Genomic DNA, 16378 nt, shown 5'->3' on the forward strand with positions numbered 1-16378 from the left:
AGAACGAAAGCCGGGATCAGCCCCCTTCCCCCTCCATTTTCGCCTCAAGTTTGCGAAGCTGGCTTTCCAGCGAGAAACTGACACTCGAGGCCATCGAGAAGAAGTTCAGTAGTGCCTTCAGGTTGCTGTCACCCTTGCAGACTGAGTGTATTCTCTGCCACAGGGCCTGATTCACCAGCTGCAGCCTCTGATTCCTCTCCACCAGCCCCTTTAATTCCCAGTCTGGGGTTTGATGATTCCGTTTCGCGAAGTATTGCTGCAACAGGTAATGGGAAACGCTGCGCATAATGAATTCATCGGTGTTTGCGAACGGCAGGTGATGAACCGCCATGGGCTTGAGCTCTGAAAGAACCGGGCACCCGCTGGTCGCCATTTTCAGCCCGAGCAACGATCGAAGTGCCTCTTCAAGCGCCGTCTGCTTCTCATAACTTCGACGGTCATCGGTTACCTTTACTTCCACCTTCTGGTAGGCATCCTCATCCCGAAAGGCCTCCACAACCGGCAAAATCTCGGTTGCCGCGGGACAGTGGGAGTATTCGGCAGCCTTCAAAGGACAGTTGCTACACTGGCAATGTTCCAGCTGTGTCCAAGACGGAAGTTTTCCGGAAGGACGGGACGGCTTGTCCGTTACCTTGAACTCAACCGTACGGCCGTCCTGAAATCTGAAATCGTAATGTACATTCATTGATTTGCCTGTTCTTCCAGCTCCATCCACCGCTCAATGACCTGCTCCAGACGGTTTTCCTTTTCCGTCAATGCTTCCAGAGTGGCCGAGACTTCATCCGGTGGGCCTGAATAAAAATCAGCCCGGGAAATTTTTTCCTGCAGGCCCGCGACTTCCTGCTCAAGCTCCTCGATCTGCCCCGGTAGCTGCTCCAGCTCGAGCTTGAGCTTGTAACTCAGTTTCACGGGCTTGCCCTTTTCAGGTTCTGCCCGCGGTTTTGCGTTCTCTGCCGGTTTCTTTGATACGGCCTTTTCGGTGCTACCGGATGTCTTGCCGTTTTTATCCTGCTTGTCCGGCCGGTTACCCGTGGCTTCTGAGGGGAAGCAACCGCCCTGCCGACGCCAGTCCGTGTAACCGCCAACGTACTCACGCACTTTGCCCGAACCGTCCAGGAAAACCGTTTCGGTGATCACATTATCGAGAAACTCACGGTCGTGACTGATCACGATCACTGTGCCGGCAAATTCCGCCAGCTGTTCTTCCAGCAATTCCAGTGTTTCAACGTCTAGATCATTGGTCGGTTCGTCGAGCACCAGGATATTCGCGGGCTTGCTGAAGAGCTTGGCCAGAAGCAATCGGGCCCGCTCGCCACCAGAAAAGACACTGACCGGAGATCTGGCTCGCTCCGGGGTAAACAGGAACTCCTGCAAATAGCCGAGAACGTGTTTGCTCTGGCCATTGATGTCGATAAACTCCCGACCCTCGGAGAGATTGTCCAGTGCGTTGCGCGTCAGATCGAGCTCTCCGCGCAACTGATCGAAATAGGCAACCTGCAGATTGGTACCAAGACGAATGGACCCCTCGGTTGGTTCCAAATCCCCCAACAGGAGTCGAACAAGCGTGGTCTTGCCTGTGCCGTTTTCCCCAACAAGCCCGATCTTGTCCCCTCTCAGAATGGTGAGATTCATGTCTCTGATGACCGGAGTGCCATCGGGATAAGCAAAGCCCGCATCCCGGGTTTCAACCACAAGCTTCCCTGAGCGCGCCGCGTCCTCCACCGCGAAAGTTGCGGTTCCGCCCCGCACACGACGCTGCCTGTGCTCTTCACGCATGGCCTTCAGGGCACGAACACGCCCCATATTACGAGTCCTGCGAGCCTTGATGCCCTGCCGAATCCAGGCCTCCTCCTGCTTGAGGCGCTTGTCAAACAGCGCGTTCTGCCGTTCTTCTTCCTCCAGCGCTTTTTCCTTGAGGTCCAGGTAGCGGTCGTAGGTGGCAGCGAAGCTCACCAGTTTCCCGCGGTCCAGCTCTACAATCCTGGTCGCCATCCGCCGGATAAACGCCCGATCATGGCTGACAAACAACATGGCGCCGCGAAACTGGCCCAGGGCCTCTTCCAGCCAGGCGATCGCGGGGACGTCGAGGTGGTTCGTAGGCTCATCCAGCAACAGAATATCCGGGTCGGCAACCAAAGCTTTTGCCAGGAGAACACGGCGCTGCCAGCCTCCCGAGAGGGTATCGAGGGTTTGATCAGGATCAACGCCATACTGGCCAAGAATTGTGGTTACCTTCTGATCCAGTCGCCAGCCGTCCAGGGCTTCAAGACGCTCCTGGACTTTCATCAACCGGTCCAGACTCGCCTCGTCGCCCTGCTGGGACAACTGGTGGAACTCTGCCAGCAACTTGCCGGTTTCAGGAAAGGCCCCGGCAACCACTTCATAGGCCGTGCGGGTGTCCTCGGAAGGCAGGTTCTGCGGCAGCACCGCCAGAACAGCGCCATCATCGAGACGAACCACGCCACCATCGGGTGTCACTTCGCCACTGACAATCTTCAGCAGGGTCGATTTTCCCTCGCCGTTTCGACCCAGCAGACACACACGCTCTCCGGCATCGATAACCAATGAGGCCTGATCAAGCAGCGGATGCATTCCATAAGCCAGGGAGACTGAGTCCAGCGTTAACAGTGGCACGTTTGGTTTTACTCCGATTGATTGACAGTAACGGGTTCACCAACCCGGATAAGTCCTGGTGATTCATGAATCGCGTTCTGGCCGAAGATCACGCCCTCACAGGTCCTGCGATAGCGGGACAGGGTTCTGAGCGGCTGCACGGCAGCATCCTTCAGGCCGGTCGAAGGGTCGACGGTCGTCATTACGCAGCGTGAACAGGGCTTTACGATACTCAGACGGTTATTGCCAATGCTCAAGTTCTGCCAATGGTCCTCATCCCAGGCGTCTGCCCCCTCAACGACGATGTTGGGACGGAATCTCCGCATCTCCACGGGCACCTCCAGCCGGGTGTTGAGCTCTGCCAACGAGGCAGTGTTGGTAACCAGAAAAGGAAAACCATCAGCAAAGCCCACTCGCCGGTACTCGTCGACCCTGCCCGCATCAACGCGGCGGAAGGAGCTGTCCGGCATGAATACCAGGCGAACAGGCTTGCGGCAAAACCGACTCAGGGCATCACTGGCTTCTGGCAAGCCTGCCAGAGCCTTCACCCAGTCCCGCCACACCAGTACGCGAAGCTCGTCATTGGAGGCTGTCAGACCAAACTCACCTTCACCGGGAATGTTGATAACAACCTGATCGCCATCCAACTGCGTTTCCACGCGGGCTAGTTCGGGATGCTCTCTCTGGGTGACAAAACGCCGCTCATCATCAACGATCATCCATCGCCTGTCTCCGACTGGACCGAAATCGTCGGTATGAAAACTGGTCACCTCAATACCGGAAAGGGATTTGACAGGGTATACGAACAGCGAACGGACCTTCATGGAGGCAACCTCCCACAGAGAATCGGGACTCGAAACAGGCTGATGAGTATACCTGACCGCAACCCCCGGCGCCGAGGTTGCAGGTGCCCGAAAACGAAAAAACCCGGACCTTTTCAGGACCGGGTTTTCGAAATCTGGAGCGGGAAACGAGATTCGAACTCGCGACCCCAACCTTGGCAAGGTTGTGCTCTACCAACTGAGCTATTCCCGCAATGCTGTTCGGCTGTTGCCGACAACGGAGGCGTATTCTACGGATCCCGACGGAACCGTCAACCACTTTTTTTAAGGTTTTTTCCTGCCAGTGTACGGTTATCACATTTCAGGAATCCGGAACTGTGCAGCCACTCCTGATCCGGATAGTACTTGAACACCAACTGCCCCCCCTTAAGGTTGTCGACAACACGCTTGATGATCTGGTTATCAACTGCCGGGCACCCGTGACTACGCCCAATGCGGCCGTATTTGCTGACCCAACCATCATTCACGTAATCCGCACCGTGTATAACGATGGCGCGCTGCCGGGCAAGGTCGTTGATCCCGGGCTCGAGACCATCCAGCCTGAGCGAATAGCCGTGCTTGCCGTAATAGGATTCCCGGGCCTGGAAAAGCCCGATACTGGACTGGTAACTCCCCTCCACGTTGGAGAAAGCGGTCGATTTAAAATTCCCGGAATTTTTGCCGTGAGCAACCAGGTCCCGAAGCAACAGCTCGCCCTTCTCCAGATCGAAAATCCATAGCCTTTCCTGACTGGATGGCAACGAGAAATCAATCACCGCAAGCCGCTCGGGCATCTGAACACCACTGGAGACAGCGCAGCGAGAGGCGCTGATTGCGGTCCTGAGGACCTTTGTATCGAGCTTTGGAGCGGCGGCACTCAGGCGATCTAAAAGGTCGTCGTCCAGAGAGGCGCCAAACGATGGGAGTGGTAGCCACGCCCAAAAAGCCAGTAGCAGGCCTGCGGGTAAAAGCCGCCGCGTCTTTTTCATTCCAGATCCCCGGTAAAATGATTGCAAGCCAAAGAAGGATCGCTATCCCGTGCAATTTCAGTGTTGCGCATTTTATCAGGGAAAAGTGCCAACCCCGTCCGAATGTACGTTTTCTATACAAAACTTTAAGGAAAGGGCGATTGCGCTACTGGCCGAAACGGCGACCACCGGCCAGGTACTCCCGCTCTTCCGCCGTTGAGGTTCTGCCGAGTGCCTTGTTGCGGTGAGGGAATCGTCCGTACTTTTGTATGATCGCCCGGTGATCCTTTGCGGACTGCAGAAAGCTACCCATGAAATCGGAAAGGATTCCTTCAGTTGACCGCGCCAGTTGCTCGTAGCATTCCACGGACATATCCTGGTCGTCCTTGAGTTCCGAATGCTGGAGCGGCATATAGAGAAACGCTCTGTGCACGGGCGGCAGCATCGTATCCTGCCCTTTCTGCATCGCTTGCCGGCATAGCTTGCGCGCCTGGCGATCCTGATCAAACGCCATGGCACCGCCGCGGAAGATATTCCGCGAAAACTGGTCAAGCAGAATGGTCTCGGCAAGTATACCGCCGGCCTCAGTCCGCCAATGGTCCAATCCCTGCTCGGAAGCAAACAACACCATTGAAAGGAAACGCCGGCGTATCTCCTGGTCAAACCTGCGGTCCGATCGGAACCACTTGTTCCGGTGGTCGCTGTCTGGCAGCCCATGTTCGTCAAGTTCGCCAAACCAGAAATCCAGAATCTCTTTCCAATCGAACATTCACTGGCACCCTGTTACTTTAGATGGTACCGGCCCTCTCATGAGGCCGGCTTTCCCGACTTACGACAGGCCCTAACAAATTGACTACTTCAGGAGCGGCAATGAGCAGCCCCCGCATTATTCTGTTGGCACATGGAAGCAGTGACAAGCGCTGGTGTGAAACCTTCGAAAAGCTTGCGGCGCCCACTCTCGCTTCTGTCGACAACGCCAGGGTCGCCTACATGGAACTGGCGGAACCATCCATTGATACAATCATTATGGAAGGTGTGGCTGAAGGCATCACCGAGTTTACGATCGTTCCCTTGTTCCTGGCGGCCGGCCGCCACTTGCGCAAGGATGTTCCGGCAATGATCGAAGAACTCGAAAAAACCCACGCCGTATCCATTCAGCTTGCACCTCCGATTGGGGAAAACCCTCTCCTGGGACAGGCAATTCGCGATGTTGTTATGCTTCAACTGGAAGAGACACCCGCCTGAACCGGGCGTTCTGAGACAGCGCCAGAGGCCAGTGCGCGACAGGAGTATCGATTATGTCGAAAAGGATTCTGATTACCGGAGGAACCGGGTTTATTGGCCATGTTCTCTGCCGTGAATTATTGGCACGGGATTACGAACTGACGGTTTTCAGCCGGCAACCGGCCGAAACGGTCAAATCAAGCTGCGGACGGGTCGAGGCAATCCGTGATCTGCAGCAGCTTCGCTCTCACCCCGGATACGATGCCGTCATCAACCTTGCCGGAGAAGGTATCGCGGATAAACGCTGGTCGGAGTCCCGAAAGCAGGAACTCCGTGATAGCCGCATTGGTGTCACCGAAACCCTGGTCGACGTCATCCGAAGTTGGGATCAAGCGCCGAATGTAGTCGTTTCGGGGTCGGCTGTTGGCTTTTACGGGGACCAGGGATCAGCCACGGTCACCGAGAGCACCAGCCCGAATGACGAATTTACGCATCGGCTGTGCCGCGACTGGGAAAACGCCGCCAAACCACTTGGCGACGATGGCGTTCGCCTGTGCTTCTCCCGGACAGGCGTCGTGGCTGGCCCGGATGGTGGCTTCCTGGAGCGGATGCTCCTGCCCTTCAAATTGGGGCTGGGCGGACGCCTGGGTAGCGGAACACAGTACATGCCGTGGGTCCACAGGGACGATGTGGTCAGCGCACTTATATGGATGATGGAAAACCCGGACGCATCAGGCCCATACAATGTCGTAAGCCCGAACCCGGTAACGAACGCGGAATTCACCCGGAGCCTGGGCAGGGTTTTACACCGTCCCACCCTCTTTCCGGCACCGGCTCCGGTGCTCAAGGTGGCTCTGGGGGAAATGGCGAGGCTTCTTCTTACGGGCCAGCGGGCTATTCCGGAGAAGCTGGTCAGCCAGCAATTCCAGTTCCGGTATCCGGACCTGGATCAGGCACTGACCCAATCCGTTGCTCCAGGGGCAGCGGAAAAAAAAGGATGACCCCAAGGGGGGTGCCTTATTGAACTCCCCTGTTTTTTTTCACAAAAGACGTTGACAGCGTTTCGAAGCTTTCTTAATATACTCGCCACCTCGACGAGGCAAGGTGTTGAAAACGTTGCGTCCCCTTCGTCTAGTGGCCTAGGACTCCGCCCTTTCACGGCGGCAACAGGGGTTCGAACCCCCTAGGGGACGCCAATTTTTTCTGCCCTGATGGGTCAGGGAAATCGAAGTTTCCCGGCCTCATCGTCAGACTGGCTTATGACCGTGCTTCCCTTCTTTTCTATCCGGGTGTCCGTGCTCCTTCTGATCTTTCATCACGAAGATGCCAACACCCACAAAAAAGCCAAGCATCAGCAGTACAGTGGCAATACCTGCGATCACAACGGCGTCCATATACATTTTGTTTCTCCTTCCGGTAATTAACTTGATTAAACTCAGGTTACGCCCGGGCCGCCCGCAAGGTATTGATCCAAATCAACGTATTTGTCAGACCGCATGTACGCATAAATACTGAACCACAACACATTTCCTTCGATTTTTCCTGTATTTGCAAGGCATTCGACAGAAACTGCTGCTATAGTCGGAAACAAAGGAAGTGTCCGATCTCCTAACCGTTCTGGGTGGCTGAAGTTCAAGACATGCCAAAACTGTCGACGCGTCTTCAACGTTTTCGCACAGGCTCGCCCCTGTCTTTCAGGCTGTTGGCGTGGATTCTGCTATTCAGCTCGGCCTTTACACTGGTGGCATCCGCGCTCCAGATCTACTCCGATTATCTAAAAGATCTCTCGCAAATCGACAACCGCATGCAGGTTGTAGAGTCGGGCTACGCCTCCAGCCTTGCCAGAAGCTTGTGGGCCCTGGACCAGAAGCTCCTGCAAACCCAGTTGGAAGGCATTCTCAGCCTTCCGGATGTGGTGCACCTTCGCTTGCGAATAGAACCCGATTCCGAACTGGTGATGGGCGAGATACCGAGGGACGCGAAAACCACCTCTCACAGCTTCAGCCTCGTTCATCAGGGCGATGAAATGTTCAAGCTGGGCGAACTGACGGTGACCGCAGACCTTGATCGCGTCTACGACGAACTGAAGCGCAAGGTGGGCGTCATTCTGCTGACCCAGTTCCTGAAGACGTTCTTTGTTTCGATACTGATCATCTGGATATTCCAGCATTTCGTTGCGCGCCATCTGACCACCATGGCGAACTACGCCCGCGACTTCTCACTGACGACAACGTCGAAGCCACTTACCCTGGAAAGGCCCAACACACCGTCTAACCGGAATGATGAGCTCGGCCGTGTCACGGACGCCATCAACCAGATGCGTGAACGTCTCAACGCGGACATGGAACGCCAACAAAAGGACGCGGCGGAAATCCGCAAGTTTTCCAAGGCCATTGAGCAGAGCCCCTCCTCGGTTCTGATCTGCGACCGCCAATGGCGTATCGAGTTTGCCAACCAGAAATTCACCCAGTTAACCGGTTATGAGGCTGGCTCCATCATCGGCAAACACCCTGGCGCACTGGGTGACAACGACATAGAGAACCGTGATAGCCGACACCTGTGGCAGTCCATCCGCTTGCAGGTGCAACGAGTCGGAGTCTGGCAGGGTGAAGTGAACAGTGTGCGCCGAAATGGGGAACGCTTCTGGGAGCAACTGATCGTTACTCCCATCAAGGACGAGGCCGGCGGCACCACCGGGTACCTCATCCTCGGCGAGGACATCAGCATCCGGAAACGTTATGAACAGCAACTGCTGCGTCAGGCCAATTACGACATCCTTACCGGGCTGCCTAACCGGATGCTTGCCCTGGACAGGCTGAAGCTGGCACTGGCCCAGGCGCGCAGGGAAAGTACGCTTGTGGGCGTCATGTTCCTGGATCTCGACAACTTCAAGCACATTAACGACACCCTTGGCCACGATGCCGGCGATAACCTGCTGATTGAGGCGGCCCGTCGAATTTCCAGTTGCCTTCGCGGTACCAGCACCGTTGCCCGCCTGGGTGGCGATGAGTTCCTCGTGATCCTGCCCGGCCTGACTGGTCCCGAGGCTTCCTCGCAGGTCGCCGAGCGTATCCTGAAGACCTTCTCGCCACCATACATACTGAATGGGCAGGAAGTGTTCGTAACCACGAGTATCGGCATCGCCATTTTCCCGACGGACTCCGACAACAGCGGTACGCTCCTGCAGCACGCTGATGCCGCCATGTACCAGGCCAAACACAAGGGCAAGAGCTCGTTTGCCCATTTCGCGCCGGAAATGACCGAAGTCTCCCATGAACGCCTGAAGATGGAGTCCAGCATGCGCAGGGCTCTGGAGCTGAAGGAGTTCGAGTTGTATTTCCAGCCAATTGTTAATACCGACTCGGGCACGCTTTGCTCGGTTGAGGCGTTGCTGCGGTGGAACAATCCGGCCATGGGCATGGTAATGCCCGATCGATTCATTCCCCTGGCCGAAGAAACCGGCCTGATTACACCGATCGGTGAGTGGGTTCTCCTGGAGGCCTGTCGGGCCGCCATGGGCTGGAAGGAAGCCACCGGGAAAGACATTGGCATTTCGGTCAACGTCTCGCCCCGTCAGTTCCGCGATCCAGGTTTTACCGAAGCTGTTATGCACGCCCTGACGACCAGTGGCCTGGCGCCGGAACAGCTGGAACTCGAAATTACCGAACGGCTGATTCTGGACAACTCGATCGAAACCGCCGAAATCCTGCGCCAACTGGACAAAGCCGGCATCCGGTTGTCGGTAGACGATTTTGGTACGGGCTATTCAGCGCTCAGTTACCTCAAGAGCTATCCGTTTGATACCTTGAAAATTGACAAGTCGTTTGTTCAGGACGTCATGAAGGAGCCTGAGGACGCCTCACTGGTAAGAGCCATCATCAACATGGCGCATAGCCTGGGCCTGCGTGTTATCGCCGAGGGGGTTGAGGAAGAGGCTCAGACCCACTTCCTGAAGAAGGAAGGCTGTGACTTCTCCCAGGGGTATTTCTACAGTCGTCCGCTGCCGGCGGCCGATTTTGATGCCTGGTTGGCCAACAATCACCGCGTATAACTTAAAACCGTTGGACGCCCATTCCCATGGAAGACACCGTACTTGTCGTGAACTGCGGCAGCTCATCCCTGAAACTCGCACTGTTCAACAACCAACACAGGAAACTGGTGTCCGCTCTGGCCGAACGCCTGGGCCAGAACGATGCATTTGCCCACATTGACGGCCAGGAAGGAACGATCCTTCTGGACGCTGGCGCCGGCCATAATCAGGCGCTTGATACACTGGTCACCGCTTTCCGGGACCTGGGACTGATGACAACGGCTCCCTCGGCCATAGGTCACAGGGTCGTTCATGGTGGTGAGACCTTCCATGAGGCCGTACTCATTGATGGCGAAGTGCTCAAGGTCATTGAAAGCTGCGCAGGCCTTGCCCCTCTTCACAACCCGGTCAACCTGTCCGGGATTCGGGCAACCCTGGCACAGTTTCCCGGTGTACCGCAGACGGCCGTTTTCGACACCGCGTTTCACCAGACCCTGCCCAGACGGGCCTTCCTCTATGCGCTTCCAGAGGCCTGGTACCGCGACTGGGCGATCCGGCGATACGGATTCCACGGTACCAGTCACGCCTTTATGGCATCAGAAGCCGCCCGTTTGCTGGGCAAAACGCCGGCAACCACCTCGGTCATATCGGCCCATCTGGGCAACGGGTGCAGCATTACCGCCATCCGTGACGGAATCAGTGTGGATACCAGCATGGGCCTGACGCCACTTGAGGGTCTAGTAATGGGCACCCGTAGCGGGGATGTCGACCCCGGCCTGTTCGACTTTCTCCGCAGCAAGGGCATCACCGCCGATGAGGTTCATCGGGTTCTGAATCAGGAGAGTGGACTCCTTGGACTGTCCGGCCAGACGAACGACATGCGCTCACTCTGTGAACTCGCGGACCATGGCCATGAACCATCACAAACCGCTATTGATGTGTTCTGCTTCCGCCTGGCCCGCTACGTTGGCGCGATGATGGCGTCCCTGAGCCAGCTGGACGCTGTGGTTTTCACCGGCGGCATCGGGGAAAACAGCCCGCGGATCAGGGAAGAGACCATTCGCCATCTCAAACTGACGGGATTCGAGCTCAGTCAGGACCTCAACATCCATCATGGCCAATTCAGCGACGGACATATTGAAAGCCCCGACTCGCGATTCCCGGTTTTGGTGATTCCCACCAACGAAGAGCTGGTCATTGCCCGGGAAGCAGCCCGGCTTGCGGGCTCTGACATTCACGCCTGACCCAAACGCATCATCAGGAATACCACTATGGCAAAGAGTCTCTTTTTTGCACCGACTTCCATGGACTCAGGCCTGACCTCCGTTTGCCTGGGTCTGTTGCGCGCCCTTGAACGGGTAGGCGTCAGCGTTGGCTTCTACAAACCCTTCAGCCAGGCTGTTCACCGCGCAGAATCCATGCACAACGCTGGCCAGGACTCGTCGGTGGCGTTTGTGAGGGCCAGCAGCCACCTGAACCCGCCATACCCGATTGCCCTCAAGGAAGCGCAACAACTGCTCAACAGAGGCAAAGCCGACTACCTCCTCGAAACAGTCGTGGGTGAATACCAGAAGGTTGCCCGGGATGTGGATGTGGTGATCATCGAAGGCCTCGTCCCAGACCGCAGCGAAGCCTACATCGCCAGGCTGAACGTGGAAGTTGCCCGCAACCTGGGTTCCGAGGTAATCCTGGTGAGCACGCCCAAAGACCTGGACGCCAGGCAACTGGATGAAGAACTGGACTTCTCATCACGCCTGTTTGCCAGCCCCAGTGATCCGGACGTCATTGGCGTCATCCTGAACAAGGTTGGGGAGCCCGAGCAGTCGGGCCTTGAGCCTCGTTCCAACAACAACCACCCTGCCCCCGTCACTGTCGACTACCAGACCGAGTGCACGGTATTCAGCGAGGGCCGCTTTCACCTCATAGCCGAGATTCCATGGCAGGCGGATTTGCTGGCCCCCAGGGTATCCGACATCGCCAGGGAACTCGGGTTGCCGGTCCTCAATGAGGGACAGATGCACGCCAGACGGGTCCAGAAGGTATCGGTTTGCGCACGTAGCATTCGGAACATGACGGAAACCCTCAGGCCTGGCACTCTTCTGGTCACGCCTGGCGATCGCGAAGACATCGTGGTGGCCACAGCTGTTGCCGCTCTCAACGGGGTTCCCCTCGCCGGCCTGATGCTGACCGGTGGCCTGATACCCGACCAGCGAGTGATCGCTCTCTGCCACAGGGCCCTGGAAACAGGCCTGCCGGTTCTGGGGTCAGACGCCAATACCTATGAAACTGCTCACATGCTTGCCAACCTGTCGGCGGCCATCCCGATTGATGACCCCAACCGGATTGAAAAGGCGATGGAAGCGGTGGCAACCCGTATCGACACCAACTGGTTGCAACAGCATCTCAAGGTTGCTCGGCAGGACAGGCTTTCCCCTCCCGCCTTCCGATACCAGCTGTCCGAGCGGGCCAGAGCCGCGAATAAGCGCATCATATTGCCGGAGGGCAGCGAGCCAAGAACCGTACAGGCCGCCATCATCTGCCATCAACGCAGGCTGGCAAGGTGTGCCTTGATCGGGAATGCGGCAGAGATAAAACGGGTAGCGGATTCCCAGGATCTGGAACTGCCCGGGGATATCGAGATCATTGATCCAGGGGAGGTGCGACAACGCTACGTCGCTCCGATGGTAGAACTTCGGAAGCATAAAGGACTGACATCAGACATGGCGGAAGCCATGCTCGAAGACAACGTCGTTCTCGGCACCATGATGGTGGCTCTGGATGAAGCTGATGGACTGGTATCCGGTGCCATTCACACGACGGCGAATACGGTGCGCCCTGCCCTGCAACTGATCAAGACCCATGAGCATGCAAAGGTAGTCTCTTCCGTGTTCTTCATGTTGTTGCCGCAACAGGTGGTGGTCTACGGGGACTGCGCCATCAATCCAGACCCCAATGCCGAGGAACTGGCCGACATCGCCATCCAGAGTGCGGAGTCTGCGGAAGCCTTTGGTATCGAGCCTCTGGTCGCCATGATCAGTTACAGCACCGGAGAGTCAGGCAGCGGTCAGGATGTCGAGAAAGTCAGAGAGGCGACGAGGATCGCTCGCGAGCGCAGGCCGGATCTGCTTATAGACGGACCACTTCAATACGATGCAGCGGCCATCGAAAGCGTCGCAAGAAGCAAGGCGCCGGACAGCAAGGTTGCAGGCAAGGCAACGGTCTTCGTATTCCCGGATCTGAACACCGGCAATACCACCTACAAGGCGGTTCAGCGAAGTGCCAATGTGGTCAGTGTCGGGCCAATGCTTCAGGGCTTGCGCAAGCCGGTGAACGACCTTTCACGTGGGGCTCTGGTGGAGGATATCGTGTTTACGGTTGCGTTGACCGCTGTGCAGGCCAAGCAGGTGGAGAGTGCGGGGCCGGACTAGGAATAAGTTCCGAGCCCGGCCACTCACTCAGCGCTTGAGGCTCTTCTGGCGCTGTTTTTTCGGACGACGGCCCTTCTTCTCGTCGTTGTCCTTCTTGACCTTCTGACGCGGAGTCAGCCGATCCACTTTGCCGGCAAACGGATTTTCACCCGATTTGAACTCGAAGCGGATTGGTGAACCCGTTACCTTCAGAACCTTACGGAAGGTATTCTCAAGATACCGCTTGTATGCGCCCGGCAGGGAATCCACCTGGTTACCGTGAACCACAATCACAGGGGGGTTGGAACCGCCCTGGTGAGCGTAACGCAGCTTGATCCGGCGACCGTGCACCATGGGTGGCTGATGCTGGGCAATAGCATCCTGCAGAATCGCAGTCAGGCGGTTGGTTGGCCATTTCGCCATGGCGGACTCGTAGCAGGCTTGCACCGACTCATACATCACGCCCACGCCGGAGCCGTGAAGCGCCGAGATATAGTGCTTATCAGCGTAATCCAGAAAGTCCAGGCGACGCTGAACCTGTTCTTTCACCCGGACGCGGTCTTCCGGGTCCATGCCGTCCCACTTGTTAACGGCAATGACTAGCGAGCGGCCGGCATCCAACACAAACCCGATCAGGTGAAGATCCTGATCAACCAAACCTTCCCGGGCATCAATAACCAGGATAACCACATGGGCGTCATCGATCGCCTGCAGCGTTTTTATGATGGAAAACTTCTCCACCACTTCGCTGACATTTTTTCTTCGACGGACACCGGCGGTATCAATCAACGTGTATTGGCTGCCTTGCCGCTCGTAGGGGATATAGACGCTGTCCCTCGTAGTGCCGGGCATGTCATAAACCACCACACGGTCCTCACCGAGCATGCGGTTGACCAGTGTGGACTTGCCCACGTTCGGCCTGCCTACCACGCCAATGCGGATGCCGGGGTAGCGATCTGCACGGTCCTCTTCCTCCCGCTCCTCTTCAGAAGGCAGCAGGATTTCAAGCATGGAGCGGATTCCGCGGTTGTGGGAGGCTGCGATCAGGAACGTGGATTCAAAGCCAAGGCTGTAGAAATCCGACGCGGCGATGTCCGGATCCTGTCCATCGGTCTTGTTCACGACCAGATGCGCCTGCTTGCCCGAGCGGCGAAGACTGTCTGCAATCAGCTCATCGCCTGCAGTAAGGCCGGCCCTGCCGTCCACCAGGAATAGCACGATGTCGGCTTCTTCTACCGCCTGCATGGACTGCCGGGCCATTTCCAGGTCAAGACCCTGCTCGTCACCGGTAAGGCCACCGGTGTCTATAACGATGAAACGCTGGCCCTCATAGCTACCCTCACCGTATTTGCGGTCTCGGGTAAGCCCCGGAAAGTCCGCAACCAGGGCATCCCTGGAACGGGTCATCTGATTAAACAATGTCGATTTGCCGACGTTAGGGCGTCCGACAAGGGCAATAACTGGGGTCATAATTGGGGATCAATCCTGCGGCTTAACCTGGAATACGGCCATCTTTCCGCTGTTGCCAAAAACCAGCAGGTTACCATTGGCGAGGCGCTGTGCCGGTACGCGGATACCCTCATCGTCGAATTCGCGCTGCCCAACCAGGCTGCCATCCTCACGGTCCAACGCATGGAGGTAGCCTTCAAAATCGCCCACCACCAGGTAGTCTTCATAAACCATCGGCTGGGTCAGTTGGCGCCAGGCAAGACGATCCTGGGTCCAGACCTCGCGACGGTCCGAGCCTCTGAGGGCAACGATCTCGCCATCAGCAGCGGCAAGATAGATCTGACCGCCACCAATCATCGGAGAGTAGAGGCTGGAGGCCTTCCGGCTCCAGATCTCCTGCCCGGTACGAATATCAACGAGGGCGAGTTTGCCCTGGTAACCAACCACCATCACGGCAGTCTCAATGACAAGCGGCTGGCCGGTTACGTCTACCAGTCTCTCGAGCTCAGTGCGTCCCTGCGGCTGACCCACCTCGTACTGCCACATGGGTTGGCCCGATGCTGCCGTCAGCGCGATCAGCTTGCCACTGGCAAAAGACGCAATAACCACATCACCGCCCACCAGGGGAGCCGCGGCAGCGCGCATGGACAGCACCGGAACGGAGCCATCATACTGCCAGAGCTTTTCACCATCGGTGGCGCTGAAGCCAAGTACCTTGCCGTCTGTCGTCTGGGCTACAACCAGAGAACCGTTGGATTGTGGCGAAGCCAACACTTCCGTCGGCAAAGACGTACGCCACACCTCAGAGCCATCCTCCCGGGACAGGGCCACCAGGTCGGCATTCTCGGTGGTCAGGTACAGATTCTGCCCATCACCGCCAAGCCCCGAGAAGATGCGATCTTCAAACTCGGACTCCCAGGCAACCTCTCCGGTCTCCGTCGCTACCGCATAAAGCTCACCGTCTGCGGAGGCAGCGTAGATCAGATCCCCGGTAACCAGTGGCGCAAGGTAGAGAAAATCACCATCATGGCCATCGCCAACAGACATGCTCCAGACGCGTTCGAATTCGACGGACGCCTCAATCTCGGGAACCGGTACAGGTTGCTCGAACGTATCCGTGCTGCTGCAGCCGGAAAGCGCAGCCAGAAGCGCCAGCCCCAGGAAAAATCCGCGTCTCGGGATCCTGTCGCGGAGAACCGGCATCAGGCATCCTCCCCGACGCCAAGGTCTGCCAGTTTCAGTTCAAGAATACCGCTACGGCCCTGCTGACTCTGCTCACGGGCAGCGAGGTAGGCCTCACGCGCACCCTCGCGGTCGCCCTGGGCAAGCAGGATATCGCCACGAAGCTCGGAATACATGGCATCAAACGCATCGGCATTACCGGCTCCGTCGATGGTGGCCAGAGCATCCTCGTACTGGCCTGCGGTAAACTGGGCGCGCGCCAGACGATTGCGCACGACAAGTGCCAGTGCCTCGTGCTCACCGGTGTTTTCAAGGGCCCACTTCAGGGAATCAATGGCGGCCTCGGCGTTGCCACCCTGCATCAACTGCTGACGGGCCAGGATCAGGTTGCCGTATACCGCATAGGCACTGTCCGTGTAGTCTTCCCGGAGGGTCTGCGCCACAAAAGCGACAGTCTCGTCACTGGTTTCATCGGCCTGATTGCTGAAGGCATTCAGCAGGTTGGCAAACTGGTTGGCCGCTTCGGTGCGCTGCTGGGCCTGATGGTTCTGCCAGGCCTGCCAGCCGAACACAATGGCCAGGGCCGCACCAATACCGATGAGCAGTGAGCTGCCGTTCTTTTTCCACCAGTCCTTGATCGCCTGGATCTGTTCTTCTTCGGTGCGCAACTCTGCCATGAGGACT

General features: G+C 57.2%; 14 protein-coding genes and 2 tRNA genes. 6 read left to right on the forward strand and 10 right to left on the reverse strand.

Annotated features, from left to right (window positions below; translation table 11 throughout):
* Positions 1-16: 16 nt before the first annotated feature.
* The 6 genes from CFB02_RS06835 to CFB02_RS06860 form a co-directional block, all read right to left on the reverse strand.
* Positions 17-685: a DUF6901 family protein gene (locus tag CFB02_RS06835; protein ID WP_088557422.1), complete on the reverse strand. Its 669-nt coding sequence runs from the start codon at positions 683-685 to the stop codon at positions 17-19.
* Positions 682-2634 (reverse strand): ATP-binding cassette domain-containing protein, encoded by a 1953-nt coding sequence (locus CFB02_RS06840; RefSeq protein ID WP_088557423.1) that lies wholly within the window; start codon positions 2632-2634, stop codon positions 682-684. The genes CFB02_RS06835 and CFB02_RS06840 overlap by 4 nt, the downstream gene beginning before the upstream one ends.
* Before the next feature lie 8 nt (positions 2635-2642).
* Positions 2643-3437 carry an MOSC domain-containing protein gene (locus CFB02_RS06845; RefSeq protein ID WP_088557424.1) on the reverse strand — a complete coding sequence of 265 codons (795 nt, stop codon included), beginning with the start codon at positions 3435-3437 and terminating at the stop codon, positions 2643-2645.
* Positions 3438-3572: 135 nt separating this feature from the next.
* Positions 3573-3648: transfer RNA gene (locus CFB02_RS06850), tRNA-Gly, on the reverse strand.
* 58 nt (positions 3649-3706) lie between these two features.
* Positions 3707-4423 (reverse strand): murein L,D-transpeptidase catalytic domain family protein, encoded by a 717-nt coding sequence (locus CFB02_RS06855; protein WP_088557425.1) that lies wholly within the window; start codon positions 4421-4423, stop codon positions 3707-3709.
* A gap of 145 nt (positions 4424-4568) precedes the next feature.
* Positions 4569-5171, reverse strand: a complete 603-nt coding sequence (locus tag CFB02_RS06860) for a DUF924 family protein (protein WP_088557426.1) — start codon at positions 5169-5171, stop codon at positions 4569-4571.
* A gap of 101 nt (positions 5172-5272) precedes the next feature.
* Between CFB02_RS06860 and CFB02_RS06865 the strand changes: the two genes are divergently transcribed.
* The 3 genes from CFB02_RS06865 (at position 5273) to CFB02_RS06875 (ending at position 6822) form a co-directional block, all read left to right on the forward strand.
* Complete coding sequence (locus CFB02_RS06865; protein ID WP_088557427.1) at positions 5273-5647, forward strand: sirohydrochlorin chelatase; 375 nt, start codon at positions 5273-5275, stop codon at positions 5645-5647.
* A gap of 53 nt (positions 5648-5700) precedes the next feature.
* Positions 5701-6627 (forward strand): TIGR01777 family oxidoreductase, encoded by a 927-nt coding sequence (locus CFB02_RS06870; RefSeq protein ID WP_088557428.1) that lies wholly within the window; start codon positions 5701-5703, stop codon positions 6625-6627.
* A 119-nt stretch (positions 6628-6746) separates the two neighbouring features.
* Positions 6747-6822: transfer RNA gene (locus tag CFB02_RS06875), tRNA-Glu, on the forward strand.
* A gap of 51 nt (positions 6823-6873) precedes the next feature.
* Here the strand turns inward: CFB02_RS06875 and ccoM are convergent.
* Entirely contained in the window at positions 6874-7026 is a 153-nt protein-coding gene (gene ccoM, locus CFB02_RS18530; RefSeq protein ID WP_172835808.1) for a cytochrome c oxidase subunit CcoM, read from the reverse strand.
* Between the two features lie 239 nt (positions 7027-7265).
* Here ccoM and CFB02_RS06880 point away from each other — a divergent pair, with 239 nt between their 5' ends.
* Genes CFB02_RS06880 through pta form a run of 3 tightly spaced genes read left to right on the forward strand, consistent with a single transcriptional unit; the run spans position 7266 to position 13084 of the window.
* On the forward strand, positions 7266-9677 hold the full coding sequence (locus CFB02_RS06880; RefSeq protein ID WP_088559189.1) for an EAL domain-containing protein: 2412 nt from the start codon (positions 7266-7268) through the stop codon (positions 9675-9677).
* 26 nt (positions 9678-9703) lie between these two features.
* Positions 9704-10900: an acetate/propionate family kinase gene (locus CFB02_RS06885; protein ID WP_088557429.1), complete on the forward strand. Its 1197-nt coding sequence runs from the start codon at positions 9704-9706 to the stop codon at positions 10898-10900.
* Positions 10901-10927: 27 nt separating this feature from the next.
* Complete coding sequence (gene pta / locus CFB02_RS06890) at positions 10928-13084, forward strand: phosphate acetyltransferase (protein ID WP_088557430.1); 2157 nt, start codon at positions 10928-10930, stop codon at positions 13082-13084.
* A 27-nt stretch (positions 13085-13111) separates the two neighbouring features.
* Here pta and der read toward each other — a convergent pair whose 3' ends face one another.
* Genes der through CFB02_RS06905 form a run of 3 tightly spaced genes read right to left on the reverse strand, consistent with a single transcriptional unit; the run spans position 13112 to position 16371 of the window.
* Positions 13112-14533, reverse strand: a complete 1422-nt coding sequence (gene der, locus CFB02_RS06895; RefSeq protein WP_088557431.1) for a ribosome biogenesis GTPase Der — start codon at positions 14531-14533, stop codon at positions 13112-13114.
* Between the two features lie 9 nt (positions 14534-14542).
* Complete coding sequence (gene bamB / locus CFB02_RS06900; RefSeq protein ID WP_088557432.1) at positions 14543-15715, reverse strand: outer membrane protein assembly factor BamB; 1173 nt, start codon at positions 15713-15715, stop codon at positions 14543-14545.
* Positions 15715-16371 (reverse strand): YfgM family protein, encoded by a 657-nt coding sequence (locus CFB02_RS06905; protein WP_088557433.1) that lies wholly within the window; start codon positions 16369-16371, stop codon positions 15715-15717. The genes bamB and CFB02_RS06905 overlap by 1 nt, the downstream gene beginning before the upstream one ends.
* Positions 16372-16378: the final 7 nt, after the last annotated feature.

Source organism: Marinobacter sp. es.042, assembly GCF_900188315.1.
GTDB lineage: Bacteria > Pseudomonadota > Gammaproteobacteria > Pseudomonadales > Oleiphilaceae > Marinobacter.

Excerpts from the sequence above, each read along its gene's own strand:
- CFB02_RS06835 (WP_088557422.1), bottom strand. The coding sequence starts at position 685 with ATGAATGTACATTACGATTTCAGATTTCAGGACGGCCGTACGGTTGAG.
- CFB02_RS06845 (WP_088557424.1), bottom strand. The coding sequence starts at position 3,437 with ATGAAGGTCCGTTCGCTGTTCGTATACCCTGTCAAATCCCTTTCCGGT.
- CFB02_RS06855 (WP_088557425.1), bottom strand. The coding sequence starts at position 4,423 with ATGAAAAAGACGCGGCGGCTTTTACCCGCAGGCCTGCTACTGGCTTTT.
- CFB02_RS06860 (WP_088557426.1), bottom strand. The coding sequence starts at position 5,171 with ATGTTCGATTGGAAAGAGATTCTGGATTTCTGGTTTGGCGAACTTGAC.
- CFB02_RS06865 (WP_088557427.1), top strand. The coding sequence starts at position 5,273 with ATGAGCAGCCCCCGCATTATTCTGTTGGCACATGGAAGCAGTGACAAG.
- CFB02_RS06870 (WP_088557428.1), top strand. The coding sequence starts at position 5,701 with ATGTCGAAAAGGATTCTGATTACCGGAGGAACCGGGTTTATTGGCCAT.
- ccoM (WP_172835808.1), bottom strand. The coding sequence starts at position 7,026 with ATGTATATGGACGCCGTTGTGATCGCAGGTATTGCCACTGTACTGCTG.
- CFB02_RS06880 (WP_088559189.1), top strand. The coding sequence starts at position 7,266 with ATGCCAAAACTGTCGACGCGTCTTCAACGTTTTCGCACAGGCTCGCCC.
- CFB02_RS06885 (WP_088557429.1), top strand. The coding sequence starts at position 9,704 with ATGGAAGACACCGTACTTGTCGTGAACTGCGGCAGCTCATCCCTGAAA.
- pta (WP_088557430.1), top strand. The coding sequence starts at position 10,928 with ATGGCAAAGAGTCTCTTTTTTGCACCGACTTCCATGGACTCAGGCCTG.
- der (WP_088557431.1), bottom strand. The coding sequence starts at position 14,533 with ATGACCCCAGTTATTGCCCTTGTCGGACGCCCTAACGTCGGCAAATCG.
- bamB (WP_088557432.1), bottom strand. The coding sequence starts at position 15,715 with ATGCCGGTTCTCCGCGACAGGATCCCGAGACGCGGATTTTTCCTGGGG.
- CFB02_RS06905 (WP_088557433.1), bottom strand. The coding sequence starts at position 16,371 with ATGGCAGAGTTGCGCACCGAAGAAGAACAGATCCAGGCGATCAAGGAC.